Origin of the sequence: Thiothrix fructosivorans (assembly GCF_017349355.1) — a bacterium.
Taxonomy (GTDB): Bacteria; Pseudomonadota; Gammaproteobacteria; order Thiotrichales; family Thiotrichaceae; genus Thiothrix; species Thiothrix fructosivorans.
Map to the genome: position 1 here is coordinate 1,068,892 of NZ_JAFMPM010000008.1, position 24,542 is coordinate 1,093,433.

20 protein-coding genes are annotated in these 24,542 nt (G+C 51.3%); 16 read left to right on the forward strand and 4 right to left on the reverse strand.

Annotation, left to right across the window (positions count from 1 at the left end):
* The first annotated feature begins 7 nt into the window (after positions 1–7).
* The 3 genes from tnpC (at position 8) to J1836_RS19435 (ending at position 3,151) form a co-directional block, all read left to right on the forward strand.
* Complete coding sequence (gene tnpC / locus J1836_RS19425) at positions 8–1,504, forward strand: IS66 family transposase (RefSeq protein WP_207250294.1); 1,497 nt, start codon at positions 8–10, stop codon at positions 1,502–1,504.
* Positions 1,505–1,635: 131 nt separating this feature from the next.
* A complete protein-coding gene (locus J1836_RS19430; RefSeq protein WP_207252776.1) occupies positions 1,636–2,676 on the forward strand; it encodes a DUF475 domain-containing protein in 1,041 nt (346 codons plus the stop codon).
* Positions 2,677–2,695: 19 nt separating this feature from the next.
* Positions 2,696–3,151, forward strand: a complete 456-nt coding sequence (locus J1836_RS19435; protein ID WP_207252778.1) for a tellurite resistance TerB family protein — start codon at positions 2,696–2,698, stop codon at positions 3,149–3,151.
* On the opposite strand, the gene nhaR is transcribed toward J1836_RS19435, so the two are convergent.
* Both nhaR and J1836_RS19445 read right to left on the reverse strand, forming a co-directional pair.
* Positions 3,152–4,057, reverse strand: a complete 906-nt coding sequence (gene nhaR, locus J1836_RS19440) for a transcriptional activator NhaR (RefSeq protein WP_207252779.1) — start codon at positions 4,055–4,057, stop codon at positions 3,152–3,154.
* 3 nt (positions 4,058–4,060) lie between these two features.
* Positions 4,061–6,946 (reverse strand): UvrD-helicase domain-containing protein, encoded by a 2,886-nt coding sequence (locus J1836_RS19445; RefSeq protein WP_207252781.1) that lies wholly within the window; start codon positions 6,944–6,946, stop codon positions 4,061–4,063.
* Between the two features lie 141 nt (positions 6,947–7,087).
* Between J1836_RS19445 and J1836_RS19450 the strand changes: the two genes are divergently transcribed.
* From J1836_RS19450 to J1836_RS19490, 9 genes are all read left to right on the forward strand, one after another.
* Positions 7,088–7,918, forward strand: coding sequence for an SGNH hydrolase domain-containing protein (locus tag J1836_RS19450; RefSeq protein ID WP_207252783.1), 831 nt, complete (start codon positions 7,088–7,090; stop codon positions 7,916–7,918).
* Positions 7,919–8,001: 83 nt separating this feature from the next.
* On the forward strand, positions 8,002–9,558 hold the full coding sequence (gene murJ / locus J1836_RS19455; protein WP_207252785.1) for a murein biosynthesis integral membrane protein MurJ: 1,557 nt from the start codon (positions 8,002–8,004) through the stop codon (positions 9,556–9,558).
* 59 nt (positions 9,559–9,617) lie between these two features.
* Positions 9,618–11,267 (forward strand): DUF945 family protein, encoded by a 1,650-nt coding sequence (locus tag J1836_RS19460; RefSeq protein WP_207252787.1) that lies wholly within the window; start codon positions 9,618–9,620, stop codon positions 11,265–11,267.
* Between the two features lie 6 nt (positions 11,268–11,273).
* The gene (gene trxA, locus J1836_RS19465) at positions 11,274–12,140 is read left to right on the forward strand and encodes a thioredoxin (protein ID WP_207252788.1); all 867 of its coding nucleotides are present in this window, start codon (positions 11,274–11,276) and stop codon (positions 12,138–12,140) included.
* Between the two features lie 107 nt (positions 12,141–12,247).
* A complete protein-coding gene (gene grpE / locus J1836_RS19470; protein ID WP_207252789.1) occupies positions 12,248–12,793 on the forward strand; it encodes a nucleotide exchange factor GrpE in 546 nt (181 codons plus the stop codon).
* Positions 12,794–12,897: 104 nt separating this feature from the next.
* Positions 12,898–14,817, forward strand: coding sequence for a molecular chaperone DnaK (dnaK, locus tag J1836_RS19475; protein WP_207252791.1), 1,920 nt, complete (start codon positions 12,898–12,900; stop codon positions 14,815–14,817).
* A 151-nt stretch (positions 14,818–14,968) separates the two neighbouring features.
* The gene (gene dnaJ, locus J1836_RS19480; RefSeq protein ID WP_207252793.1) at positions 14,969–16,135 is read left to right on the forward strand and encodes a molecular chaperone DnaJ; all 1,167 of its coding nucleotides are present in this window, start codon (positions 14,969–14,971) and stop codon (positions 16,133–16,135) included.
* A complete protein-coding gene (gene dapB, locus J1836_RS19485; RefSeq protein WP_207252794.1) occupies positions 16,135–16,938 on the forward strand; it encodes a 4-hydroxy-tetrahydrodipicolinate reductase in 804 nt (267 codons plus the stop codon). Before dnaJ ends, dapB begins: the two co-directional genes overlap by 1 nt.
* The gene (locus tag J1836_RS19490; RefSeq protein ID WP_207252796.1) at positions 16,938–17,612 is read left to right on the forward strand and encodes a cytochrome b/b6 domain-containing protein; all 675 of its coding nucleotides are present in this window, start codon (positions 16,938–16,940) and stop codon (positions 17,610–17,612) included. Before dapB ends, J1836_RS19490 begins: the two co-directional genes overlap by 1 nt.
* Here the strand turns inward: J1836_RS19490 and J1836_RS19495 are convergent.
* Both J1836_RS19495 and J1836_RS19500 read right to left on the reverse strand, forming a co-directional pair.
* A complete protein-coding gene (locus J1836_RS19495) occupies positions 17,609–18,076 on the reverse strand; it encodes a c-type cytochrome (RefSeq protein WP_207252798.1) in 468 nt (155 codons plus the stop codon). The two genes, J1836_RS19490 and J1836_RS19495, sit on opposite strands and share 4 nt — an antisense overlap.
* A 51-nt stretch (positions 18,077–18,127) precedes the next feature.
* Entirely contained in the window at positions 18,128–18,868 is a 741-nt protein-coding gene (locus tag J1836_RS19500) for a GNAT family N-acetyltransferase (RefSeq protein ID WP_207252800.1), read from the reverse strand.
* A 162-nt stretch (positions 18,869–19,030) separates the two neighbouring features.
* Between J1836_RS19500 and rpsO the strand changes: the two genes are divergently transcribed.
* The 4 genes from rpsO (at position 19,031) to lpdA (ending at position 24,467) form a co-directional block, all read left to right on the forward strand.
* On the forward strand, positions 19,031–19,300 hold the full coding sequence (gene rpsO, locus J1836_RS19505; protein ID WP_207252802.1) for a 30S ribosomal protein S15: 270 nt from the start codon (positions 19,031–19,033) through the stop codon (positions 19,298–19,300).
* 196 nt (positions 19,301–19,496) lie between these two features.
* Positions 19,497–21,590 carry a polyribonucleotide nucleotidyltransferase gene (gene pnp / locus J1836_RS19510; protein WP_207252803.1) on the forward strand — a complete coding sequence of 698 codons (2,094 nt, stop codon included), beginning with the start codon at positions 19,497–19,499 and terminating at the stop codon, positions 21,588–21,590.
* 247 nt (positions 21,591–21,837) lie between these two features.
* Positions 21,838–23,019: a 2-oxoglutarate dehydrogenase complex dihydrolipoyllysine-residue succinyltransferase gene (odhB, locus tag J1836_RS19515; RefSeq protein WP_207252805.1), complete on the forward strand. Its 1,182-nt coding sequence runs from the start codon at positions 21,838–21,840 to the stop codon at positions 23,017–23,019.
* Between the two features lie 11 nt (positions 23,020–23,030).
* Positions 23,031–24,467, forward strand: a complete 1,437-nt coding sequence (gene lpdA, locus J1836_RS19520) for a dihydrolipoyl dehydrogenase (protein ID WP_207252807.1) — start codon at positions 23,031–23,033, stop codon at positions 24,465–24,467.
* Positions 24,468–24,542: the final 75 nt, after the last annotated feature.

The following is a 24,542-nucleotide window of genomic DNA, read 5'->3' on the forward strand; positions in this document are numbered from 1 at the left end:
TTACCCCTTGTTAGCCGCCGTTCCTACCTTACCCACGACACTGGATGAAGCGCATCAGGTGATCGTGCGCCAACAGGAACGGATAACTGAGTTGGAGAAGCAAGTGGCACGGGTGGCGGTGCTGGAGCAACAAGTCGAAATGCTGCAAAAACAACTGGAAGAACTGGTTGCCAAATTCGGCAGCAGTTCGCGTAACAGTTCCAAAGCGCCGTCCTCCGACAGCCCGGAACAACGGGCGTTGCGTCCCAAACGCAAGGGGAGTAGCCGCCCACACGGTGGGCAACCGGGGCATCCGCGTCACGAACGGGCGTTATATCCTCCCGAACAAGTGACCCGTACCGAACAGTATTTCCCTGAAAGCACCTGTTCCTGTGGTGGGGCAGTGGCGATTGATTGGGGAAACCCTTACCGCCATCAGGTCACGGATATTGCTCCACCGCCGCCACCGGACGTGACGGAACACCAGTTTTATCAGGGTGTTTGCCAATCCTGCGGCATCAAGCACCACAGCCAGTGGCCGGATTGGGTGCCGAGCGGTCAAATGGGTGCAGGCGTGATCGCCTGGGTGGTGATTTTGAGTGGTCAGTTCCGCCTATCCATGCGCCAGATCCAGGTTCTGTTGTGGGAAATGTGCCACGTGCGTTTTAGCACTGGGGCTATCAGCAAGGCGCAAGGCAAAGCCATTCCGTGGATGGGGCCGCTATACCGTCAAGTAGGTCAGTATGTACGCGGACAAGCGGTATGCCACGCCGATGAAACCCGCCATTATCGCGGTACGAACACTTACTGGTTATGGGCATTGGCTGACCATAGCGTGAGTTACTTCATGACCCATTACTCACGCGGCAAGGCCGCCGCCGATGCCTTGTTGGGCAGCTTTACTGGCTATCTGGTCACCGACCACTTCAGTGGTTACGGCAACGTCCCACCCGAACGGCGGCAACTGTGTTGGGCGCATTTGATCCGCCACTTCCGCAAAATGGCGGGGCGTTGCGGCGAAGGGGGAAGCGTGGGCAAACGCCTGTTGTTACTCGCCTATACCACCGTCCGCACCCATCACCGCTGGCAACAACAACCCGATGAAGCCGCTCGCTACCAACGGCGGATACTCCGCTTGCGCCGCAGCTTCCAAGCCACGCTCAACAAAGGCTTGGCATTGGAGAATTGCAAACGCACCACCAACCAATGCAAGCATTTGCTCAAGGATGAGGCGATGTGTTGGACTTTCCTCAAGGATAGTCGCATTCCCCTCACCAATAACCGTGCCGAGCGGGTGATCAGGCCGTATGTGCAATGGCGGAAAACCAGCTTTGCCAGCCAGTCGGCACAAGGTGACAGATTCCGTCCAACGGTGATGACCGTGCTGGGGACGGCACGTCAATTGGGGATGAATATGGCGATATTGATGCGGGACATTTGCTCACAAGGCTTGGCTCATAAGTCTGTCTCGGTGCGCTTCCCTTTGGCTCAACCGTTAGCTTCTAACCCGCTACAGACGGCGTGAACGCTTACCATCAATGGGTGTTAACCTTGGCTAAATCAGTAAGGCATTGTGATTAATGCACTTGCTTTGCGACAGGCATCTTTTTGAGGATGCCTGTTTTGTCTCTACTTCATTTAATGTTAGTAAGTGATATGTTTCAAGATTTTAAATATTCGTTTTTAGTCACGCTGCTGTGTGTGGGCGTGGCTATTTGGTGGGGAGCAACCACCACAATGGGGATCGCGACTGCCGTTTTCTTGGTGCTCGTGTTGGGGGTGATGGAAGTCAGCTTGTCGTTTGACAATGCGGTAGTCAATGCGTCTATCCTCAAAGAAATGGATGCGAAATGGCAGCAATTATTCCTAACCGTGGGTATTTTGATTGCGGTCTTTGGGATGCGCTTGGTGTTCCCGATTGTCATTGTTGCGGTTGCTACAGGCTTGGGTGCATGGGATGTCATGAGCATGGCGTTGAATAGCCCAGAGGAATATTCCCGCCATTTGATGGAAAGCCATGCGGGTATCGCTGCGTTTGGTGGCATGTTCTTATTGCTAGTATTCCTGAGCTTTATGTTCGACAACGAAAAGGATGTGCATTGGATTCATGCTATCGAAGAACGCATGAGTGCAATGGGTAAGCTCGACGTGATTAGTGTGCTGTTAGCCTTAATTATGTTGTTTTTGTTGCAAGAATTCCTGCCCATTAGCGATGCAACGCGTTTAACCGTGTTAGTGGCTGGTTTAGCGGGTGTGGTGTTATACATTGCGGTTAGTAGCTTAGATGTGTTTTTTGAAGACGAAGCTGAAGGTGATGCGGTTGTTAAAAGCGTTAAACGTAATGGTTTAGCAGGCTTTTTGTACTTGGAAGTATTGGATGCGTCGTTCTCCTTTGATGGGGTAATCGGTGCATTTGCGATCACTAAAGATGTGGTTATTATTATGTTGGGTCTGGCGATTGGCGCGATGTTTGTACGTTCTCTGACGGTACATTTGGTACACAAAGGCACTTTGGATGAGTACATTTATTTGGAGCACGGTGCACATTACGGAATCGGTGCATTGGCGTTCATCATGCTGTTTAGCATTCACTACCATATTCCCGAAGTCATTACCGGCTTGATTGGTGTGGCGTTTATTGTGTTGTCGATTGTGTCATCACTGCGTCACAAAAAGAAATTATTGGCAGAAGCCTAACTTGTAAGGAGATTATGAAATGTCATTTTTTGATACGTTGAAAGAGAAAGCTAGCGAAGCGCGTGACAAATTAGTCACAGAAGTCGGTAAATTCAAAAACCGTGAATTCATGGAAGCCTGTGTAGCTGGTTGCGGTTTAGTTGCCGCTGCGGATGGCAGTATTGATTCGTCTGAAAAGCAAAAGATGATGAAGTTCATCCAGCAATCCAATGAATTAAAAGTTTTTGACACTAAAGACGTGATTGCTGTTTTCAACAAAATCACGGAAGGCTTTGAGTTTGACAATGAAATCGGTAAAGCCGAAGCTTTGAAAATGATCGGTAAATTGCGTAGCAAACCCGATGCCGCCCGTTTAATGGTGCGTGTTTGCATGGCAATCGGCAGCGCGGATGGCTCGTTTGACGACAAGGAAAAGCAAGTGGTGCGTGATATTTGCCGCGACTTGAATCTCCCTGCGGACGATTTCGGTCTGTAATCAGAGCATCGCTTTGGTGTGTAGCCAGTCCTGCGCGTGTTTGGTAATCGCCAGCACCGCAGGGTGGCTAATGCGCCGCTCCACAGAAATGGCAAAAAACTGTTCTAGTACGCCTGTCGCTTGTCCAAGGCAATGAATATCAGGTTCTTTCGTGAAAGTGTCTTCTTGTACGGACGGGGCAACAAATACCCCTGTTCCCGCAAAGCCAAACGCTCGCATCAGGGCACTGTCATCGAACTCCCCTACAATATTGGTACGTAATTGTTGCTGATGAAACCAATTCTCCAACTCGTTGCGTACCGACGTGCCTTCGCTGGGAATTAACAAGGGCGCGTTGTCTAAGCACGCCGGAAATTGCCCTTGTAATCGCACTTTGATGCTTGTATGCGCAAAGAAGCTGATGCCGCTGAAACCGAGTTGATGCGAAAAGCCTTTAATCGCCATCGTATTCGGCATGGGTTTGTCGGCAATCACCAATTCAATACGGTGCATCGCTAGCTCACTCAGTAAGTCCGGCAACGGGCCTTCGGTACAAACAATATGAATTTGCGGACTGAGCTGCATAGCGGGTTCTAGCAATTTGTACGCAATGGTTTTCGGCACAACATCCACTACGCCAACACGGAAAAGCGGTGCTTGTGTGGAAGGATGGTTGCGCACCGCCTGTTCCAAGGTGCTGCCCAGTTGGAAAATTTCATCGGCATAACGACGGGCAACGTGGCCGGCTTCGGTCAATTCCAGATTGCGCCCTTGTTTGCGGAACAGTTTGACGCCGAGCGCTTCCTCCAACAGTTGCAACTGTCCGCTGATGGTTTGTGGGGTCAGGTTGAGGCTTTCACAGGCACGGGTAATGCTGCCTAAAGTGGCGACTTCACGAAAATAGTACAAGTGTTTGTAATTCAGCATGGCCTAGTGTTCCCGAATCTTGTGTAACTCTTGCTCGCAGAGAACTTTTAACATGGACAGCGCATCGTTCAGGAGTAGCTCCCGGACTTTTTGAAGTTCTTGCTGCAAAAAAGCCCGCCCACTATCCAACAAGTGATCGCCATGTTCTTGCAGGTGATTATCCCACCACGTCGTTTTATTGCTAGGACGATAAGCCAGTTTGTCGATCTTGAGCAGGTCATAAATATTCAACCACTGATGTTCCACCAAGACCATCAGTGACGGATTGAAGACGTAATGCCCTTGGCGTAAGCGGTAAAACAATTTGCGGTTTTGTTTGTCAGCGCGGTACATCTCATTTTTGGCGAAAATACTGGAGAGGTAAGCGCGTTGCTGGCGGTGTGGGGCTAATACGCTGTCAGGGAAATGTTCGATGGCATCGAGAATATCTTGCGTGCCGAATGCGCCGCGTTTCACTAATTTAGTGGGCATGACGCGGTAAAACAGCGCAATCAATAGGTTGAGCAAGAAAAATTCCATGCTACTTTTGTCGAGTTTCACCAAGTGCCCATCGACTTGAATGCTGAGGCTATCCGGTGCTAATTGCTGGTAAATGCTGCCGAGGTGTTGTTTGGCGTATTTGTCGTCCTTGCTGGCTTGTTGCAAGGCAATTTGGAACGCGGTGAAGCCGTTATTATCCACCAAGCTGGGGTTGGCGTTGCGTTCGGCGAGTTCTTGCACCAAGGCGGGTTTGCCCAGCCACGTTGCCACCATCAACGGGGTTTGGTTGAACGGGTTGCGGAAATCGACCCCGAATTGATTGAGTTGTTGGCGCAATGCCACGGGGGTTTTGGTTTGGTAGGGCAGGTAATATTTTTGCTGAAGCTGTTTGATGCCATTGTCGGGGTGACTGGCTGGCTTAAAATTGACGCGCAATAAATCGCGGAGGCAGTGGCGGTCTTCGTGTACCAAGGCGACTTCAAACAAGGCGAGACGGGCTTTTTTGTTATTGCTGTACAGGGCTTGCTGGTGCAATTGTTGCAATGCCGCACCCGTGTAAACCGTCCAGTCGGGTTCGCGCTGTTGCAGAATTTCGTGGCGGATGCGGTCTGCTTGGGCTTGTTTGCCTTGCAATTCGAGCTTGTGGGCTTCGCGCTGCCAATCGGCGAAGCTGGAATTTTGATTGTCCAACGCGAGCGTGTCGTGGGCATCGCGTAGTTCTAGCAACTCCAGCAATGCCTGCTTGGGGTCGGCTTCGATCCAATACAGATTGCGCACCGCACGGGTGAGGGCAACGTAGAGTGCGTTAATGTAAAATTTGTAGGTTTCCAGTGACTTATCGGTTTTATTTTTGGCGCGGGCGTAGCTGAGTTCTTGCTGCAAATCGGCGTGACTCACCCCGTTGCTGATCTCGCGGAAACGCTTGCTCTCGGCGCTGAGGAAGTTGTAGAGAATAATATTGTCGTATTCCAACCCCTTGGCTTCTTGAATCGAGAACACCAGCGGCGTATTGAAATGTTGCTGCGCTTCAGCTTTTTGCGCGTCGTGCATGACGACCACGGCAAATTTGGTGGAGGTGCGCGTTTTGGCATTGAGTTCGCGGCGGATGTTGTCGCGGTCTTGCAGGAACACGACATCGCCTTGCAGATGCCCATTGCTGTGGACTAAGTAGTTGCTTTCGCGGTCAATCGAGCCGAAGCGCGCATTTTTGAGCAGCAGCAAGCGATTTGCCAACGCGGTGACTTGCGGCGAATTGCGGTAATTGGTGCTGAGAATGCAGATCAGGTCAGTGTCAGTCGTTAACTCCCCGTGGGTGTAAAACAGGCTTTTGAGCTTGCTCCACGAAAAGAAATTGGGGTGCACGATTTGGTTGGCATCACCACACAACAAAAAGCCGGTCGGGTCACGCAAGGTTTTGAGGATGAGGAAAAGTTGGATATTGGTTAAATCCTGCACTTCATCGACCACCACGCAGTCGTAGCGCGGCTCAACGCGTTTGAGGTAGCGATGGCTGAGCAAGTTAGTGTCGTAGCGGTTGGTTTCCTGCAAAAACGCGAGGTAACGGGTGAACAGGTCATAGACGGCGGGGCGTTCGTCATCCAGAAAAATGGATTGTTTAATGCCTAAATTCAGGTATGCCTCACGGCTCAGATACGCAGTTTCGACTGAAGGCCCCGTCAGTACACCTTTGAATTCTTCAAATAATTTGTGTGCGTCTTTGATCGGGGTACGCGGTAAACGGCCGAACCAGTCGGCAAAGTCTCGGAAGGTGATGGGCTTGCCGACGGGGACTTGCACGCTTTCCAGAAATTCTTGGAAGGACAGAAAATCGACTTGCTGGTGCGGATTGGCATAGTCGTGCGCGTAATACAAGTCGCGGGAATTTTTTACCAGATAGGGGGAGAGTGTGACGTAGAGCACGTCGCCGGGGCAGGCTTTGAGCTTTTCCAACGTGAGGGCGGTTTTACCGCTGCCTGCTGAACCAATAATCACCAGTGGCGGCTGAAGATCGAACACCGCTTGCTGGGTGTCGTCAAACGAGATGATTTTATCCAGCAGGTTGAAACGCCCGTGTTGCGGATTGACGTAGGCGAGGGCGGGCGTGTCATCGGGTACGTGTTCTAGCGCGGGGATTTTGTCTTCGTCGATGACCGCGCCATGGTTGAGGAAACGTGAACCGGCGTAATCGTGGCTTTTCAGGTATTCCAAGACCAATGCGTAGCGGGTGTCGGCATGGTGATAGAACGCTAACAGCAGGCGGTCACTACGGTTGAGGCGGGCGCGGTACAAATTATCGCCAATCTTTTTGACATCGGCGGATTTGAGGTCGTCGGCTTCCATGAAGGAGCGCCATTTGCTGAAGCCAGTGATGGCTTTGGGGTCGAGTTCGTTGTAGAGAAGAATTTGCATAGGCTATGGTACGTACCGCACGTCGTGTTGGCTAATACAAGCAATTTATTTGTCGAGCAAAGTTTGAATACTGCAAAGGTGTCAAGCTGTTCTATAGTATGCAGTCATTATTTAACACAACTTTACGACGAAGGAGATGACATGTTACGAAAAGCAGCATGGTTGCTTGCCAGCATGGTTATCCTGTTGAGTTCGGTCGCAGCGGCTGCCGAGACTTCAGCCAATAATAACCTGCTGGTGGCGGCGGATAGCAAAGCCAGTGGGGAATACGCGTTTACCCAATGCCGTGCCTTACAGGGTAAGCCGTTTGATACCAGTAGCACGAAGAAAAAGGCGCTGATTGTGGGGGATAGCTATGGCTGCGATTTCCTCAATAGTGTTTTAGAAAACAAGTATTTACAGGATTACCAAATCCGTTTGCGCTTTATTCCGTACAGTTGCCAGACGGTGGTGGGTGACAATTCGGACAAGTTCATTGATGCCAAAGATCGGGCATTTTGTGCGCAACCAGAACGTGCTGACAGTTTGGAGCGTGCTAAAGCGCAAATTCAGGAAGCCGATTTGGTGATCTTTTCAGCACGCTGGAAGCCAGAAATTGCGCAGGAATTGCCGCAAACCATCCATCAACTGGGCTTGAAGCCGCAACAAAAAGTGGTGGTGGTGGGCAGTAAGTTTTTTGGCAAAATCACCGTTCGTCAATATTTGCGGATGTCCGCTGAGGAGCGCAAGGCATTGCAAAATGAAGTGGATAGTGCCGAAGCGCAAAAGATCAATGCTAGTCTTGCGCAACATTTGGGGCAAAGTGTGGTGTTTGTTGACCCGCATTCTTTGGTGTGTGGTAATGATGCGAGTTGCCCTGTGTTTACCGATGACTTGAATTTGATTTCGTATGATGGGCGGCATTTGACCAAGGAAGGGGCGCGTTACGTCGGCAAAATGTTGTTTGAGCATTCGGCGCTTGGGCAGATGTGACGGCAAATCCACATTTCCTGCATGACCTTTGCACCTGATTCGGGCAGAATCGTGGCTTCTTTGCATGGAAACCAACCTGAATAATGAGCCGTTTATTGCGTTCCGGTGCTGTGATCAGTGCCATGACCATGATTTCCCGCGTGCTGGGATTGTTGCGCGATATGATCGTTGCCCGCTATTTTCCGGTAGATGGGGCAACGGATGCGTTCTATGTGGCGTTTCGGATTCCGAATTTATTGCGGCGGCTATTTGCGGAAGGGGCGTTTTCACTGGCGTTTGTGCCAGTGTTGTCGGAATACAAAACCAAGCAGGATCGTGAAACTCTCAAGGATTTGATTGACCATGTGGCGGGTTATCTAGCACTGATTCTGCTGGTGATTACCGTGATTGGAATTGTCGCCGCACCTATTGTGATGTGGGTGTTTGCACCGGGGTTTGCGAGTAAGCCGAGTGCTCGCCCCGATTTAGCCGTGGATATGCTGCGGATTACCTTCCCCTATATTTTGTTCATTTCCTTGACCGCGTTTGTGAGCGGTATCCTTAATACTTTCCATAAGTTTGCGATTCCCGCGTTGACTCCGGCGTTGCTGAATGTGGTAATGATTGCGGCGGCAGTATGGGGTGCGCCGTATTTTGATGAGCCGATCATGGCGCTGGCGTGGGGCGTGTTTTTTGCGGGGATTGCGCAATTGGTATTTCAGTTGCCAACCTTGACGCGCTTGGGCTTGTTGCCGCGTTTTCGGGTGCGCCGCAAGCATGAAGGCGTGAGTCGGATTATGACCTTGATGATTCCGACCTTGTTTGGATCGTCGATTGCGCAGTTGAATTTGCTGATCAATACGTTGCTGGCATCCTTTTTGGCGGTGGGTAGTATTTCGTGGTTGTATTATTCTGACCGCTTTGTGGAATTGCCGCTGGCGATTGTGGGCGTGGCGTTGGGTACGGTGATTTTGCCCAAGCTGTCGAGTGACCATGCCAAAGCGGATGCGACGCAATTTCGGCATACGATGGATTGGGCGTTGCGGCTAGGCTTGCTGATTTCTTTGCCTGCTACGCTGGGTTTGGTATTGCTGGCAAAGCCGATTCTGGCAACCGTGATGATGCACGGTGAATTTGCTTGGCAAGATGTGCAAATGTCATCCTTGAGCTTAATGACTTACGCGGTGGGTTTGAGCGGCTTCATTTTGGTGAAAGTGCTTGCCCCCGGTTTCTATTCGCGCCAAGACACGCGCACGCCGGTAAAAATCGGCATGATTTCGATTTTTGCGAACATGATGTTGAACGTGGTGATTGTATTGCCGTGGTATTTTTCGGGTATAGCGGGGGCGCACGCGGGTTTAGCCTTAGCAACCGCATTGGCTGGATACGTGAATGCGGGCTTATTGTTCTATCATCTGCGCAAGCAGCACATCTTTGACCCCGAAGCGGGTTGGCGCGGTTTCTTAAGCAAAATTGGCGCGGCGTGTGTGGCAATGGGTGCAGCGATTTGGTTGGTTTCGCCCAACGATGTGTGGTGGCAAACTGCAACGGTGTGGCTCAAAGTGAGTTGGCTCACGGGTTTAATTGGGTTGGCACTCGCTAGTTATTTTGTGACCTTGCGTTTACTGGGAATGCCGTTTAAGCAAATGCTGGGTCGTTGAAGCTTTTTTCTCTGATACACTGCACCGCGTGTCAGAATACCTAAAAATAGGATCACATTATGAAAAAATTAGTCACGCTGTTGTCTGTCCCCGTTGTCTTGCTGGCGGCATGGGGCGGTACTAACTGGTATGTCGGTCAACAGACTGAAACCGTTTTGAAGCAATTCATTGAACAACAAAATCAGGCAGCCGCGCAAAGTGGCCTTAAACAAGAACTGGTGAGTTACGAAAAAAGTGCGTTTGGGGCGAAAGCCGTGACCAAATTGCAGATGGAAATAGCACCGCTGAAAGATCTCGGCGAGATTCAATTCATTAGCGACATCAGTAATGGCCCGATTTTCTTGGGTGGCGGCAGCGCGGTGCAGTTTGGTTCGGCGCGTATCAATACCCGTTTGGATATGGATGCACTCACGGCGGAACAGCGCGATTGGCTGACTACCGCATTTGCAGGCAAAGCGCCGTTGGAGGGTCATACCGTGATCGGTTTTGGGGGCGGCTCAAGCTACGACTTCACCACCAATCCGCTGAAACTCGATCAAGATGGCACGACAGCGGTGGTGGATAGCATTACCTTGTCTGGCACATCCACCGCCAATATGCTCGGTGAGATTAATGTGCAAGCAGGCAAAATTGAGGTGAAAGATGCCACCACGCAATTTTCCCTGCCCTCCATGAGCGTGGATGGTAATGTGACGGGGATGATCGGCGGGCAAGCCTTGGGGACGTTTGACATCAAAATGCCGGGGGTCTCTTTCCTTGCAGAAGGCACGACTGTTCCGGTGAGTTTCGACTTGGCGATGCAGTCCGATAGCCAGCGTAACGATAATGTTTTGGCGGGCAAGGTTGCGGTGCAAGCCAGCAATATCAAAGGCGTGGAAGATGCGTTGAGCAAGGTCGATTACACCTTAGACATTACCGGTTTGGATGTGGCGGGTGTCGAAGAATTAGGTAAAATCCAAGCTGAATTGCAAAGTGCTCAAAACCAAATGGCGTGGAGCGCGGAGTCGATGGAAACGCCCGAAGGTCAGCAAAAGCAACAAGAGTTGATGACTAAGTTGACCGAGGCATCCGGTAAAATGGTCAATGTCATGTTCGGCAAAGTGCTGAAAACCGACCAAAGCCATTTGCATTCTGTCCTATTGGCAGAAAGCCCGAAGGGTAAGCTGAATGCGGATATTGACCTGACGTACACTGGCACTGGTGCGCCCGATATGATGGCACTTGCCAGCTACGGCGCGAACGACTGGGCGAAAATGATGAAGGGCAAAATCAAGCTGGATGCCGATAAAGCCTTGTTGCCGCCCGGTACAGAGATGCTGTTAACCCCGTTAACCGAACAAGGATTGATTGCAATGGACGGTGAAAAAATCAAAAGTGACCTCGACCTCGCAGGTGAAAATGTCACCTTGAATGGCAAGGCGATGACGTTCGCTGATTTTGTGGCGATGCTTGCGCCCGCAGGGATGGGTGGGGAGATGCCAGCCGGTGGCGACTCGGCGGATATGGGCATTCCCGAAGACATCTTGAAACAGATTGAAACGGAAGGTGGCATTACCCCTGAAATCATCCAGTTACTGGAAGAAAGTGATGACGTGCCCAAAGAAACGGTGGAACTCATGAAGCAATTGCAGCAGATGCAACAGCAAATGGGTGAAGGTAAACTACCGGAAACCGCACCAGCACCGCCTGCTGGGAACAACAAGGAGTAAATGATAATGGCTGATTCCCCGTATATTTTTGACGCAACGGCGCAGAATTTCCAACAGATTATGGACAGTTCATTCCAAGTCCCGATCTTGGTGGATTTTTGGGCGGATTGGTGTCAACCCTGCAAAACGCTGATGCCGATTTTGGCGAAATTGGCAAACGAATACCAAGGTGGTTTCATTCTGGTGAAGGTCAATAGCGACCAACAGCCGCAACTCGCCACCCAATTCGGGGTACGTAACTTGCCGACTGTCAAGGTCATCAAGGATGGCAGGATCGTGGATGAATTCACGGGGGTACAGCCAGAGTCGGAAATTCGTAAACTCATTGACCGTCACCGTACCCGCAAAACCGAGCCGTACCGCCAGCAAGCGCTGGAAATGTACAACAACGGTGATTTGCCGGGCGCGACCCAGTTGATGGAACAGGTGGTGCAGCACGAGCCGGATTTCTACGAAGCCGTGGTGGAATTGGCCGGAATGCTGATTCAGCAAGAACGTGCCGATGAAGCCGAAGTGTTGCTGCAAGGCATTCCGCCGGATGCCATCGACAACCAAATCCTCAGCCAACTGTTGGCAGATGTGAAACGTGCCAAATTGCAGGCGCAAGTGGTCGGTGTGGATACGTCAGCACTGGAACAGCGTTTAGCGGAAAATCCTGACGACCTCGCGACTATGCTGGAACTTGCCAAAATCCGTGTGGCGATGGATGAGGTCGAAGCGGGCTTGGAGCTGTATTTTGCTGTCCACAAAAAAGACAGTAAATTCGAGAATGGCGCAGGTAAGCAAGGGCTGTTCAATACGTTTGAATTGATCGGTTCGGGCAACCCGCTGGTGAAAAAGTATCGCAATAAACTGTTTGCGTTGCTTTATTGATATTTCCCGCCGTATTGGCGGCATTTTTCGAGTGTCGCCCTTGAAATTCCCAAACTAAACCCTACTTTCCACGGCGAAATGATTTTTATCGCCGTGGAGTAGTAACAATGAATGATCCCAAAGATAACCTGCAAGACGCAGCGACAAACGATGTAGAAGACGCTGTGATTGACGTGATGGATATTGAGTCATTAGACACTGATGCCCTGCAAATCGAACTCGATAAAGCCAAAGCGGAAGCCGCCGATAACTACGAACAATTGCTGCGTGCGCAAGCGGAACTGGCGAATCAACGCCGCCGTTCGGAAAAACAAATTGAAGACGCGCACAAATACGCTGCCCAAAAGTTCCTCGAATCTATTATTCCGGTGATCGACAGCTTGGAAATGGGAATGCAGGCGCAAGGTGACATCGAGCAAATCCGCGAAGGCATGGCGCTCACCCTCAAGCAGTTTGAAACTGTCATGGAAAAATTCAATATCACTTCGGTCGGTAAACCGGGCGATGCGTTCAACCCTGAACACCATCAAGCCATGTCGATGCAGCCGCACCCTGAGTTCGACAACAATACCTTGTCGCTGGTGATGCAAAAAGGTTACTTGCTGAACGGTCGCGTGGTACGCCCTGCGATGGTCATGGTTAGCAAAAAGTAAAGATTCTGTCACATCGGCTCTTGAAAACGGGCAGTTAACCCCACATAAACAAGCCAATTGACAACATTCGTATTAGCCCTACAAAAGCATTCTGGAGAGACACTATGGGAAAGATTATCGGTATTGACTTGGGTACAACTAACTCTTGCGTGGCGGTCATGGATGGCGACAAGCCCCGTGTTATCGAAAACGCAGAAGGTGATCGTACTACCCCGTCGATCATTGCGTTTATGGAAGATGAAGTGCTGGTGGGTCAAACCGCCAAGCGCCAAGCCGTCACTAACCCAGAAAATACCCTATACGCCATTAAGCGTTTGATCGGTCGCCGTTTCCAAGAAGATGCGGTACAAAAAGACATCAAACTCGTGCCGTACAAAATCGTTAAAGCCGACAACGGCGATGCGTGGGTTGATGTGCGCGGCAAGAAAATGGCACCACCAGAAATTTCCGCTCGCGTGTTGATGAAGATGAAGAAAACCGCCGAAGATTTCTTGGGCGAACCTGTTACTGAAGCGGTTATCACCGTTCCGGCCTACTTCAACGACTCGCAACGTCAAGCCACTAAAGACGCAGGCAAAATCGCCGGTTTGGAAGTCAAGCGTATCATCAATGAGCCAACCGCAGCGGCACTGGCTTACGGGATGGACAAATCTAAAGGCGATAGCAAAATCGCGGTCTATGACTTGGGTGGTGGTACGTTTGACGTATCCATCATCGAAATCGCCGATGTCGATGGCGAAATGCAGTTTGAAGTACTGTCTACCAACGGCGATACGTTCCTCGGTGGTGAAGACTTCGATATGCGTTTGATCGACTATCTGGCAGACGAATTCCGCAAAACCAGCGGTTTGGATCTGAAAGGCGATCCATTGGCCATGCAGCGTCTGAAAGACGCGGCAGAAAAAGCCAAGATCGAGCTGTCAACCAGCCAACAATCTGACGTGAACTTGCCGTACATCACGGCGGATGCTTCAGGCCCGAAACACATGAACATCAAGGTGAGTCGTGCCAAGTTGGAATCATTAGTGGACGACCTGATTGAACGCACCATGGCGCCGTGCAAAATGGCACTGAAAGATGCAGGTTTGTCAGCAGCACAAATCAACGATGTCATCATGGTCGGCGGTCAAACCCGTATGCCGAAAGTCCAAGAAGCGGTGAAAAACTTCTTTGGCAAAGAGCCACGTAAAGATGTCAACCCTGACGAAGCAGTGGCGGTTGGCGCGGCTATCCAAGGTGGTGTATTGGGCGGCGGTGTTAAAGACATCCTGTTGCTGGACGTTACTCCACTGTCCTTGGGTATTGAAACTCTTGGTGGCGTTATGACCAAGCTGATTCAGAAGAACACTACGATTCCAACCAAGGCATCGCAAGTGTTTTCCACCGCAGAAGACAATCAAACCGCTGTTACCGTTCATGTATTGCAAGGTGAACGTGAAATGGCGCGTGATAACAAGTCACTGGGGCGTTTCGACCTGCAAGACATTCCACCCGCACCACGTGGTATGCCACAAGTAGAAGTGACGTTTGACATCGACGCGAACGGTATCTTGAACGTTGGCGCGAAAGACAAGTCTACCGGCAAACAGCAAACTATCGTCATCAAGGCTTCTTCCGGCTTGTCCGATGCTGAAGTACAGCAAATGGTGAAGGATGCGGAAGCGCACGCGGAAGATGACCGCAAGCAACGCGAACTGGTCGATGCGCGTAACCAAGCCGATAGCATGATTCACGGCACGGAAAAGTCGCTGAAAGAATACGGTGAAAAAGTGGATGGCGCATCGCGTGCTAACCTCGAATCTCTGATCAGCGAATTGCGTGATGCGGTGAAAGGCGACAACAAAGACGTGATAGAGCGTAAGTCCGAAGCGTTGATGGAAGCGTCTGGCAAGCTGATGCAGCAAATGGCGGGTGGCGCAAATGGTGGCGTTGAACCGGGTGCAGCAGGCGCACAAGCTGGCGGCAAAGCGGGCGACGATGACATCGTTGATGCCGAGTTTGAAGAAGTTGATGGCAAGAAGTAATACACTAGCCATTTAAAGCCCCCCCACCCCAACCCTCCCCCGCAAGGGTGGAGGGAGCAAGAAGCCTATCATGGGTACTTTTTTGCTCCCTTCACCCCTTGCGGGGGAAGGGCTGGGGATGGGGGGTTATTAATTTGTGGGGATTGAATTTATGTCCAAGCGGGATTATTACGAAGTCCTTGGTGTACAAAAGAATGTCAGCGAAGATGACCTGAAAAAGGCATTCCGCCGTTTGGCGATGAAACACCATCCAGACCGCAACCCTGACAATGCCGAGTCCGAAGCCAAATTCAAAGAAGCGAAAGAGGCTTACGAAATTCTCAATGACCCGCAAAAACGGGCGGCGTATGACCAGTTCGGTCACGCAGGGGTTGATCAGGCTGCGGGTGGTTTTGGCGGCGGCGGTGGCGGCGGTCAGGGTGGCTTCGGTGACGTTTTTGAAGATATTTTCGGCGACATCTTTGGCGGTGGGCGTGGTGGTCGGGGCGGCGGCGGCGGCGGGGCAAATCGTGCCTACCGTGGCAGCGACCTGCAATACAACCTTGAGCTGAGTTTGGAAGATGCGGTGTTTGGGACAACCACCGACATTCGCGTGCCTTCCATGCAAACGTGTGATACCTGTAACGGTAGCGGCGCGAAACCGGGTACACACCCGAAAACATGCCCAACGTGTCACGGTAATGGTCAGGTACGCATTCAGCAGGGCTTCTTTGCGATTCAGCAGACCTGCCCGCATTGCCACGGCAAAGGCAAAATCATTGAAGAGCCGTGCCACGATTGCCACGGTCAAGGGCGCAAGGAAAAGCAGAAAACCTTGTCAGTGCGCATTCCCGCAGGCGTGGATAACGGTGATCGGGTACGGTTGGCTGGTGAGGGTGAAGCAGGCGTTAACGGCGGTCCCGCTGGCGATTTGTACGTGCAAGTGTTTGTCAAAGCGCATTCCTTATTCCAACGTGATGGCGATAATTTGCATTGCGAAGTGCCGATTCGGTTCACAACTGCTGCGATTGGTGGCGAGTTTGAAGTACCGACTTTGGATGGCAATCGTATTAGCCTCAAAGTGCCCGCCGAAACCCAGACCGGTAAGCAATTCCGCTTGCGTGGCAAAGGCGTGAAGTCGGTACGCAGTGCTTCCGTGGGTGATTTGATTTGTCGGGTGGTGGTGGAAACGCCGGTGAATCTGACTAAGCGTCAACGTGAATTACTGGAAGAGCTGGATGCGTCCATGCACGAAGGTGGCAAAAAACACAGCCCGCAAGAACACGGCTGGCTGGATAAAGCCAAAGGTTTCGTCAAAGACTTTTTAGGTGAAAAATAATGACACGGATTGCAGTGGTGGGCGCAGGCGGGCGTATGGGCAAGGCATTGATCGAAGTCTGCGCCCAAACGGATGGATTGGAACTGACGGTAGCAACGGAGCAGCCAGCCAGCTCGTTGATTGGCGCGGATGCAGGTGAAGTCGCGGGTATTGGCAAAAACGGCGTGATTATTGCGCCGACATTGGATGATGCGACGAACGATTTCGATGTATTGATCGACTTTACCCGCCCTGAACCGTGCTTGCTGCACCTCAATTGGTGCGTGGCACACGGTAAAAAAATCGTCATTGGTACAACAGGTTTTGACGATAACGGTAAAGCGGCGATTGCGAAAGCAGCGGAACAGGTTGCGGTGGTGTTTGCGCCCAATATGAGCGTGGGTGTAAATTTGTGCTTGAAGCTGCTGGATATGGCGGCACGTGTACTGGGCGATACGGTTGACATTGAAATCACTGAAGCACATCACCGCCACAAAGTCGATGCGCCCTCCGGCACAGCATTGCGCATGGGGGAAGTGGTTGCCAATGCTTTAGGGCGCGATTTGAAAGAATGCGCGGTCTATGGGCGTGAAGGCGTCACGGGTGAACGTGACCGTCAAACCATCGGGTTTGCGACGGTACGGGCAGGCGATGTAGTCGGTGATCACACGGTTTTGTTTGCCGACATGGGTGAACGCGTTGAAATTACCCATAAAGCCTCTAGTCGTATGACGTTTGCGAAAGGGGCGGTACGTGCATCCGGCTGGTTGGGTGATAAAACCGCTGGTCTGTTCGATATGCAGGATGTGCTGGGGCTGAAGTGATGCAAACGACACCCGTCCGCCTTTGGGATTTGCCCACTCGCCTGTTCCACTGGACATTGGTGCTGGGCATTGGCTTTTCGTGGTTTTGCGCAGAAGTTGGCGGCAATTGGACGGTGTGGCATGAGCGTAGCGGAATTTTCCTGCTGGCGTTAGTGTTGTTTCGCATCGTCTGGGGTTTTGTTGGCAGTGATACCGCACGGTTTGCGCGTTTTTTGACTTCGCCACGGCGCGCTTGGCAGCATTTACGCGAATTGACGGGGCAGGGCACGGCGTTCCATGCAGGGCATAACCCGTTGGGGGCGTGGATGGTGGTGGTGTTGTTGGCGCTAGTGCTGTTGCAAGGTATCACTGGCTTGTTTGCTACCGATGACATTATGACCGAAGGGCCGTTGATGGGGTTGGTGTCTGGTAGTACGGCGGAAACCCTGACGACTGTTCACCATGTCCTGTTCAATGGCATTCTGTTGTTAGTGGCATTGCATGTGGGGGCGGTGTTGTATTACCGCTTGGCGAAACGCACGAATTTGATTAAGGCAATGGTGGTAGGTAAGGCGGATTGGCCTGCGGCACAACCACCACCGCAGGCTTTGGCATTCAAGCCTGCGTGGTGGGGTTTAGTACTGTTTGCGTTGTGTTACGCCAGCGTTTACTTCGGCATTGCGTGGTTAGCTTAGTCTTCTTTGTATTCTTTGTGGCAAGCCTTGCAGGATTCGCCTACTTTACCAAATTGTGGCTTGATGGCTGCCATGTCGCCACCTTTGGCGATTTCAGCCAGTGAAGCAGCTTCTACTTGGAAAGTTTCCATTTTCTTTTTGAAATCTTCCGCGTTGAGTTCGATCTCAGCTTTGGCTTCGGTTTCACCGGCATAACTGCCTGCAATAAAGCCATTCATGGGAAATTTGCTTAAGGCTGCAACGGCTTCAGCATTCTTGGTGAAGTCTGCCGCGTTGTACTCCATGTCACCCTTCATCATCGCCGCCATTGGGCCAAAATGGTGTTTGATCATGGTGAATGCGCCTTGGCGGTAGTCGATGGCGGATTCTTCGGGTGATTTTTGTTCATCAGCCATGACGTTGGAGATAACGCCAATGCTGCTGATGGCTAAAGTGATGGCTAGGGTTTTTTGTAACAGGTTCATCGGTTAGCTCCTTGGATTATTGATGAGTAAACGTCGTCGTTAGACAGCGTATCATCGCAATTTGTGCCGCAACTTTTCAATAAAAGCGTAGGAAAGTGAGTAGTAATTGTAAATGGGCGTTAATGTGCCATTGAAGGTGCGCTTGAAACGGTTAATACCTTGCATACTGGGGTCGGCGGTGTGTTCCACGTAACCACCCCAGTCGTAAGTGTGGAAACCGGCGGTTTTGAAATAGCGCATCCCTTGCCAATGTAAGCAGCGGTTGGCGAATCCCATAGCGCGGCGCATGTCGGCATCTTGGTTGTAGTCTTGGGCGCTGCATGAAATCAATAGATTGGTGACGCCCGTTGCGGCAGAAATCAGGTAGAAATGGCAGATAATGGCTTTACCTGCATGATCGACACTGAGGATACGGTAGTTATCACGCCCGATATTGCTGGCATCTTGCTCACTGAACAAGGATAAGCCGCGTGCTTGCGCAAAGGCATTGTAGAGCGGAATAAACTGTGCCAACGGGGTGGCAAGATTGAGGTTAAAATGCTGTTCTTGTTCACAGCGCCGAATCTGGTTACGCGTATCTTTGGGGAAGTTCTGGAAAATTGCCGCTTCATCAGGGTTTAAGTCGGTTAGCAGGGTATGGCGGTATTCTGTGCAAAACCAACGCGGTTTTTCTGCACTGTAACAGTCCATGTACGCCGTGGGCAGCAGCGTATCCCACCAGCGCGGATGGGTGGTGTGGTCAAAGTAATATTTTTGAAAGGGAATGCCGTAGCGATAGTGTTGAACGTGCATAATATTTATTTCACCGAGTTTTGTGCCGCATTCTAAGCAATTGTGGTGGTTTAGGTCGTCGAAAGTCGATGAATGGCAGCTAAACTAAGGCTGTACTGACTAGTGGTGGAGGTGTATAATTCGCCCCTTTTTACCAACCATTAATCTGGAGCCTAGGCGAATATGTCTCTGAGTGCAGAAGTTAAGGCCGGTGTTGTTGCACAATACCGCCAATCAGACACAGATACCGGGTCCCCGGAAGTGCAAGTTGCGTTGTTAACAGCGCGTATTCAGCATCTGACGGACCATTTTGCAAATCACAAGCATGACCACCATTCCCGTCGCGGATTGTTGGCAATGGTAAGTCAGCGTCGTAAGATGTTGGATTACTTGAAGCGTAAGGATCTGGCGCGTTATCAAGCGCTGATCGCTGGTTTGGGTCTGCGCCGCTAAGTCGGTGCAACCACTACAAAACACCGCCTTTGTGCGGTGTTTTGTTATGTCGCGCAGGAAGGTTGTTGAAAAGGATTAATGATTACCCCCCCACCCCAACCCTCCCCCGCAAGGGGTGATGGTGTCAGAATCTTTTTCAACAGCCTGCCCGTGACCCCTCTCTCCATAAAATCTCTTACAAGGAACGCCCAACGTCATGGCAAAAATTACCAAGACTTTCCAATACGGTAACAATACCGTCACTATCGAAACTGGCGAAATCGCCAAACAAGCCACCGCAGCGGTCATGATCACGATGGACGACACCAGCGTGCTGGTCACCGTTGTTGGCAGCAAAGAAACTGTGCCGGGTCGCGACTTCTTCCCGATGACGGTGGATTACCAAGAAAAATTCTATGCAGCCGGGCGTATTCCTGGTGGTTTTTTCAAGCGTGAAGCACGTGCGACGGAAGAAGAAACACTGGTGGCGCGTTTGATTGACCGCCCGTTGCGTCCGCTGTTCCCTGAAGGCTTCACGCATGAAGTGCAATTGATTGCCACCGTGGTTTCCATGAACCCTTCTGTCAGTGCAGACATTCCAGCGTTGCTGGGTGCATCGGCGGTCATGGCTCTGTCGGGTATGCCATTCCAAGGCCCAATCGGTGCAGCTCGCGTGGGCTACCGTGATGGCGGCTATTTGCTGAACCCATCCAAAGAAGACTTGCTCACCTCAGATTTAGATTTGGTGATTGCGGGTACGGATGCTGCGGTGCTGATGGTTGAATCTGAAGCGAAAGAACTGAGCGAAGAAGTGATGTTGGGCGCGGTCATGTTCGGTCACGAACAAATGCAAGTTGCTATCCAAGCCATCAAAGAGCTGGCAGCAGAAGTCGCTACTCCCGCATGGAATTGGTCTGCACCTGTAGCGAACACGGCTTTGGCAGACGCAGTAGAAGCGGCTTGCGCGGCCGATTTGGTCGAAGCCTTCCAAATTGCTGACAAGCAAGCCCGTTATGCTCGTATTCATGACGTGCAAGGCGCGTTGGTTGAGAAACTGGCAGCAAAAGAAGGTCAAGAAGGCTTCTCTGCTGAAGAAATCAAAGGCGAATTCAAAAACGCTGAGAAGAAAGTTGTGCGCGGTAGCATTCTCGATGGCAAGCCACGTATCGACGGTCGTACTCTGGATACTGTGCGTAAAATTACCGTGCGCGTTGGTGTATTGCCGCGTGCGCACGGTTCAGCGCTGTTTACCCGTGGCGAAACGCAGGCGTTGGTCGTTACTACGCTGGGTACAGAGCGCGATGCACAGGTGATCGATGCGATTACTGGCGAATACAAAGACAACTTCCTGTTCAACTACAACTTCCCGCCGTATAGCGTGGGTGAAACAGGGCGTTTCGGTTCACCTAAACGTCGTGAAATTGGTCACGGACGTTTGGCAAAACGCGGCGTGAAAGCGATGGTGCCGAGCACTGACGATTTCCCTTACACCATTCGTTGCGTGTCTGAAATCACTGAATCCAACGGCTCTAGCTCAATGGCGAGTGTATGCGGTAGTTCCTTGTCGATGATGGACGCAGGTGTGCCGTTGAAAGCGCCAGTGGCGGGTATCGCGATGGGCTTGATCAAGGAAGGCGAGCGTTTTGCAGTACTGTCCGACATCCTCGGCGATGAAGATCACCTCGGCGATATGGACTTTAAAGTAGCCGGTTCTGCTGACGGTATTACCGCGCTGCAAATGGACATTAAGATCACTGGTATTACCAAAGAAATCATGCAGCAAGCCTTGGTACAAGCCAAAGCGGGGCGATTGTACATCTTGGGTGAAATGGCGAAAGGTCTGGAAGCCCCGCGTGATGAGGTATCTGAATACGCCCCACGCTATGTCACCATGAAAATCAACCCGGATAAAATCCGTGAAGTTATCGGCAAAGGTGGCGAAACTATCCGTGGTATCACTGCTGCGACGGGTGCAAGCGTTGACATCAACGATGAAGGTTTCATTAAAATTGCGGCGATTGATGCGAAAGCAGCTTACGAAGCACGCAATATGATCGAAGCGATTACGGCTGAAGTGGAACTGGATAAGGTTTACACGGGTAAAGTGGTGCGTTTGATGGATTTCGGTGCATTCGTCACCATCCTGCCAGGCAAAGACGGTCTGTTGCACATTTCCCAAATCAGCAATGATCGTGTGGAAAATGTTACCGATTACGTCAAGGTCGACGATATTGTCCGAGTCAAAGTAATCGAAATCGACCGTCAAGGTCGGATGCGTTTAAGCATGAAAGCAGTGGGCGAAGGCGAATAAAATTCCCCATTGTCGACTGATCGCAAAAGACCCTACGGGGTCTTTTGTTTTTGGTGTCGACAATCACTAGTCTATGCTATGCTTTCGTGGCGTTCTAAGCGCGAAAACACGCAATATGTCGACAATATAAGGGGCTTCTGATTGACTTTTAGCATAAAAATCCCTATAGTGTCGACAATTCGCTAGACCACCAAATAAAGCATCCGACTGGATGCCCGTTGAGATAATACCAAGAGGATGTGTGCAGATGAGCAGTGAGATTCTGACCCCGGTACTGCCGGAATCCGTCGCCGACGCTACCGTGGTAACATGGAGCAAGAAAGTCGGTGATAGTGTCAAACAGGACGAAGTACTGGTTGAAATCGAAACCGACAAAGTGGTGCTGGAAGTACCTGCTCCTGCCGATGGTGTCCTGACTGAAATTATTGAACAAGCTGGTGCGACGGTTACCAGTAGTCAATTGCTGGGTCGTATGACCATTGGCGCTGTCGCCGCTGCACCTAAAGTAGAGGCCGCTCCTGTTGCTGCTGCAACCGTTGAGCCACAAACTGCACCTGCTGCCCGTAAGCTGATGGCAGAAAACAACCTGACGGCTGCTGATGTCGACGGTTCTGGTAAGCAAGGTCGTATCCTTAAGGAAGACGTACAAGCGGCGGTTGCTGCAAAACCTGCTCCTGCACCCGTCGCCACCGCACCTACACCAACTGTTGCAGTTACTGCTTCCGGTTCCCGCATGGAACAACGCGTGCCGATGACTCGCTTACGTGCGCGTATCGCTGAACGCTTGATGTACGCCAAGCAATCCACCGCGATGCTGACCACCTTCAACGAAATCGACATGAAGCCGTTGATGGATATGCGTAACGAATACAAAGACGCATTCGAGAAAAAGCACAAAGCGAAACTGGGCTTTATGTCCCTGTTTGTGAAAGCAGCCGCTGTCGCGCTGCAACGTTTCCCTGAAATCAATGCCTCGATTGATGGCAATGATGTTGTTTACCACGGCTTCTGCGATATTGGGATCGCCGTGTCATCTGATCGCGGACTGGTCGTTCCGATCCTGCGCAACACCGAAAACATGGGTCTGGCTGACATCGAATCCGGCATTGCTGGTTACGCTGCCAAAGCCCGCGAAGGTAAGCTGGATATGAACGATCTGTCTGGTGGTACGTTCACTATAACCAACGGGGGCGTTTTTGGGTCGTTGCTATCAACCCCAATTCTAAACCCTCCTCAAAGCGCGATCCTGGGGATGCACTCGATCCAGAAGCGCCCTGTCGTTGTCAATGATCAGATTGTTATTCGCCCGATGATGTACGTGGCTCTCTCTTACGACCACCGCATTGTCGACGGTCAAGGTGCTGTTACCTTCCTCAAAACCATCAAGGAATTGGTCGAAAACCCGGTTCGCTTGGTGCTGGATGTGTGAGGTAACACGCCATGACTGATAAATATGATGTCATCGTCGTCGGGGCAGGTCCCGGCGGTTATGTCGCCGCTATCCGGTGCGCCCAACTCGGCTTGAAAACCGCGTGTGTGGAAGAATGGATTAACAAGCAGCAAAAGCCAGCCCTCGGTGGTACTTGCCTGAATGTGGGTTGCATCCCTTCCAAAGCGTTGCTGGAAAGCTCTGAACGTTACGAAGAAATCGCCAAACACAATGCTGACCACGGCATTACGGTTGACGGTTTACAAATTGACGTTGCCAAGATGATTGCTCGCAAGGACAAAATCGTCAGCCAACTGACTGGCGGTATTGAGCAATTGTTCAAAGCCAACGGTATTACGTGGTTGCAAGGTCGAGGCAAATTGTTGGCAGGCAAGCAAGTCGAAGTGACTGCGCATGATGGCACGGTTTCAACGGCGGCGGCTGATAATGTCATCATTGCAGTAGGCTCTACCCCGATTGAATTGCCGATTGCCAAATGGCTGGATACCCGCATTGTGGATTCTGCCGGTGCGCTGGATTGGGAAACCACTCCCGGCAAACTCGGCGTGATCGGTGCAGGCGTGATCGGTTTGGAAATGGGCAGCGTATGGCGCAGGCTCGGCTCTGAAGTGGTCGTCATCGAAGCAATGGACGATTTCCTCGGTGCGGCTGACCGTGACGTGGCTAAATCCGCGCAGACGCAATTCAAAAAGCAAGGGCTGGACATCCGCCTTAGCTCTAAAGTTGCCAAGGTCGAAGCAGGCGATAACGGCGTAACCGTCACTTACAATGATCCGAACGGTGAGCAAACCTTACTGGTTGATCGCTTGATCGTGGCAGTTGGGCGCAAGTCCAATACCGCTGGTGCATTCGCGGCTGATTCTGGTGTGCAACTGGATGATCGCGGTCGTGTCGTGGTTGATGGTCATCTGCAAACTGCCGTGGCGGGTGTTTACGCGATTGGTGACTGCATTGTAGGGCCAATGCTGGCACACAAAGCCTCGGAAGAGGGTGTGCTGGTTGCGGAACAGATTGCCGGTCAAAAGCCGCATATCAATTATGATGCGATTCCGTGGGTTATTTACACTCACCCGGAAATTGCGTGGGTCGGTAAAACTGAAGCCGAACTCAAAGCCGTTGGTGTCGAATACAAGGCTGGCAGCTTCCCGTTTGCTGCAAACGGTCGTGCTAAGGCGATGGATCAAGCAGATGGTCTGGTGAAAGTGCTGGCTGATGCCAAAACGGATCGGATTCTGGGCGTGCATTTTGTCGGACCATTGGCTTCTGAATTGGTGGGTCAGGCGGTGATCGCTATCGAAACAGAATGCTCATCGGAAGATTTAGCACGTATGACGTTTGCGCACCCGACTGTATCGGAAGCCATTCATGAAGCCATGTTGGCAGTCGATGGGCGGGCACTTCATGCCGTTGGCAAAAAGCGTAAGTAAGCCGACTTTCTAACAAAATACGCTTAACGCCACGGTCTGCTGTACGGCAGATACGTGGCGTTTGTACGACTATAA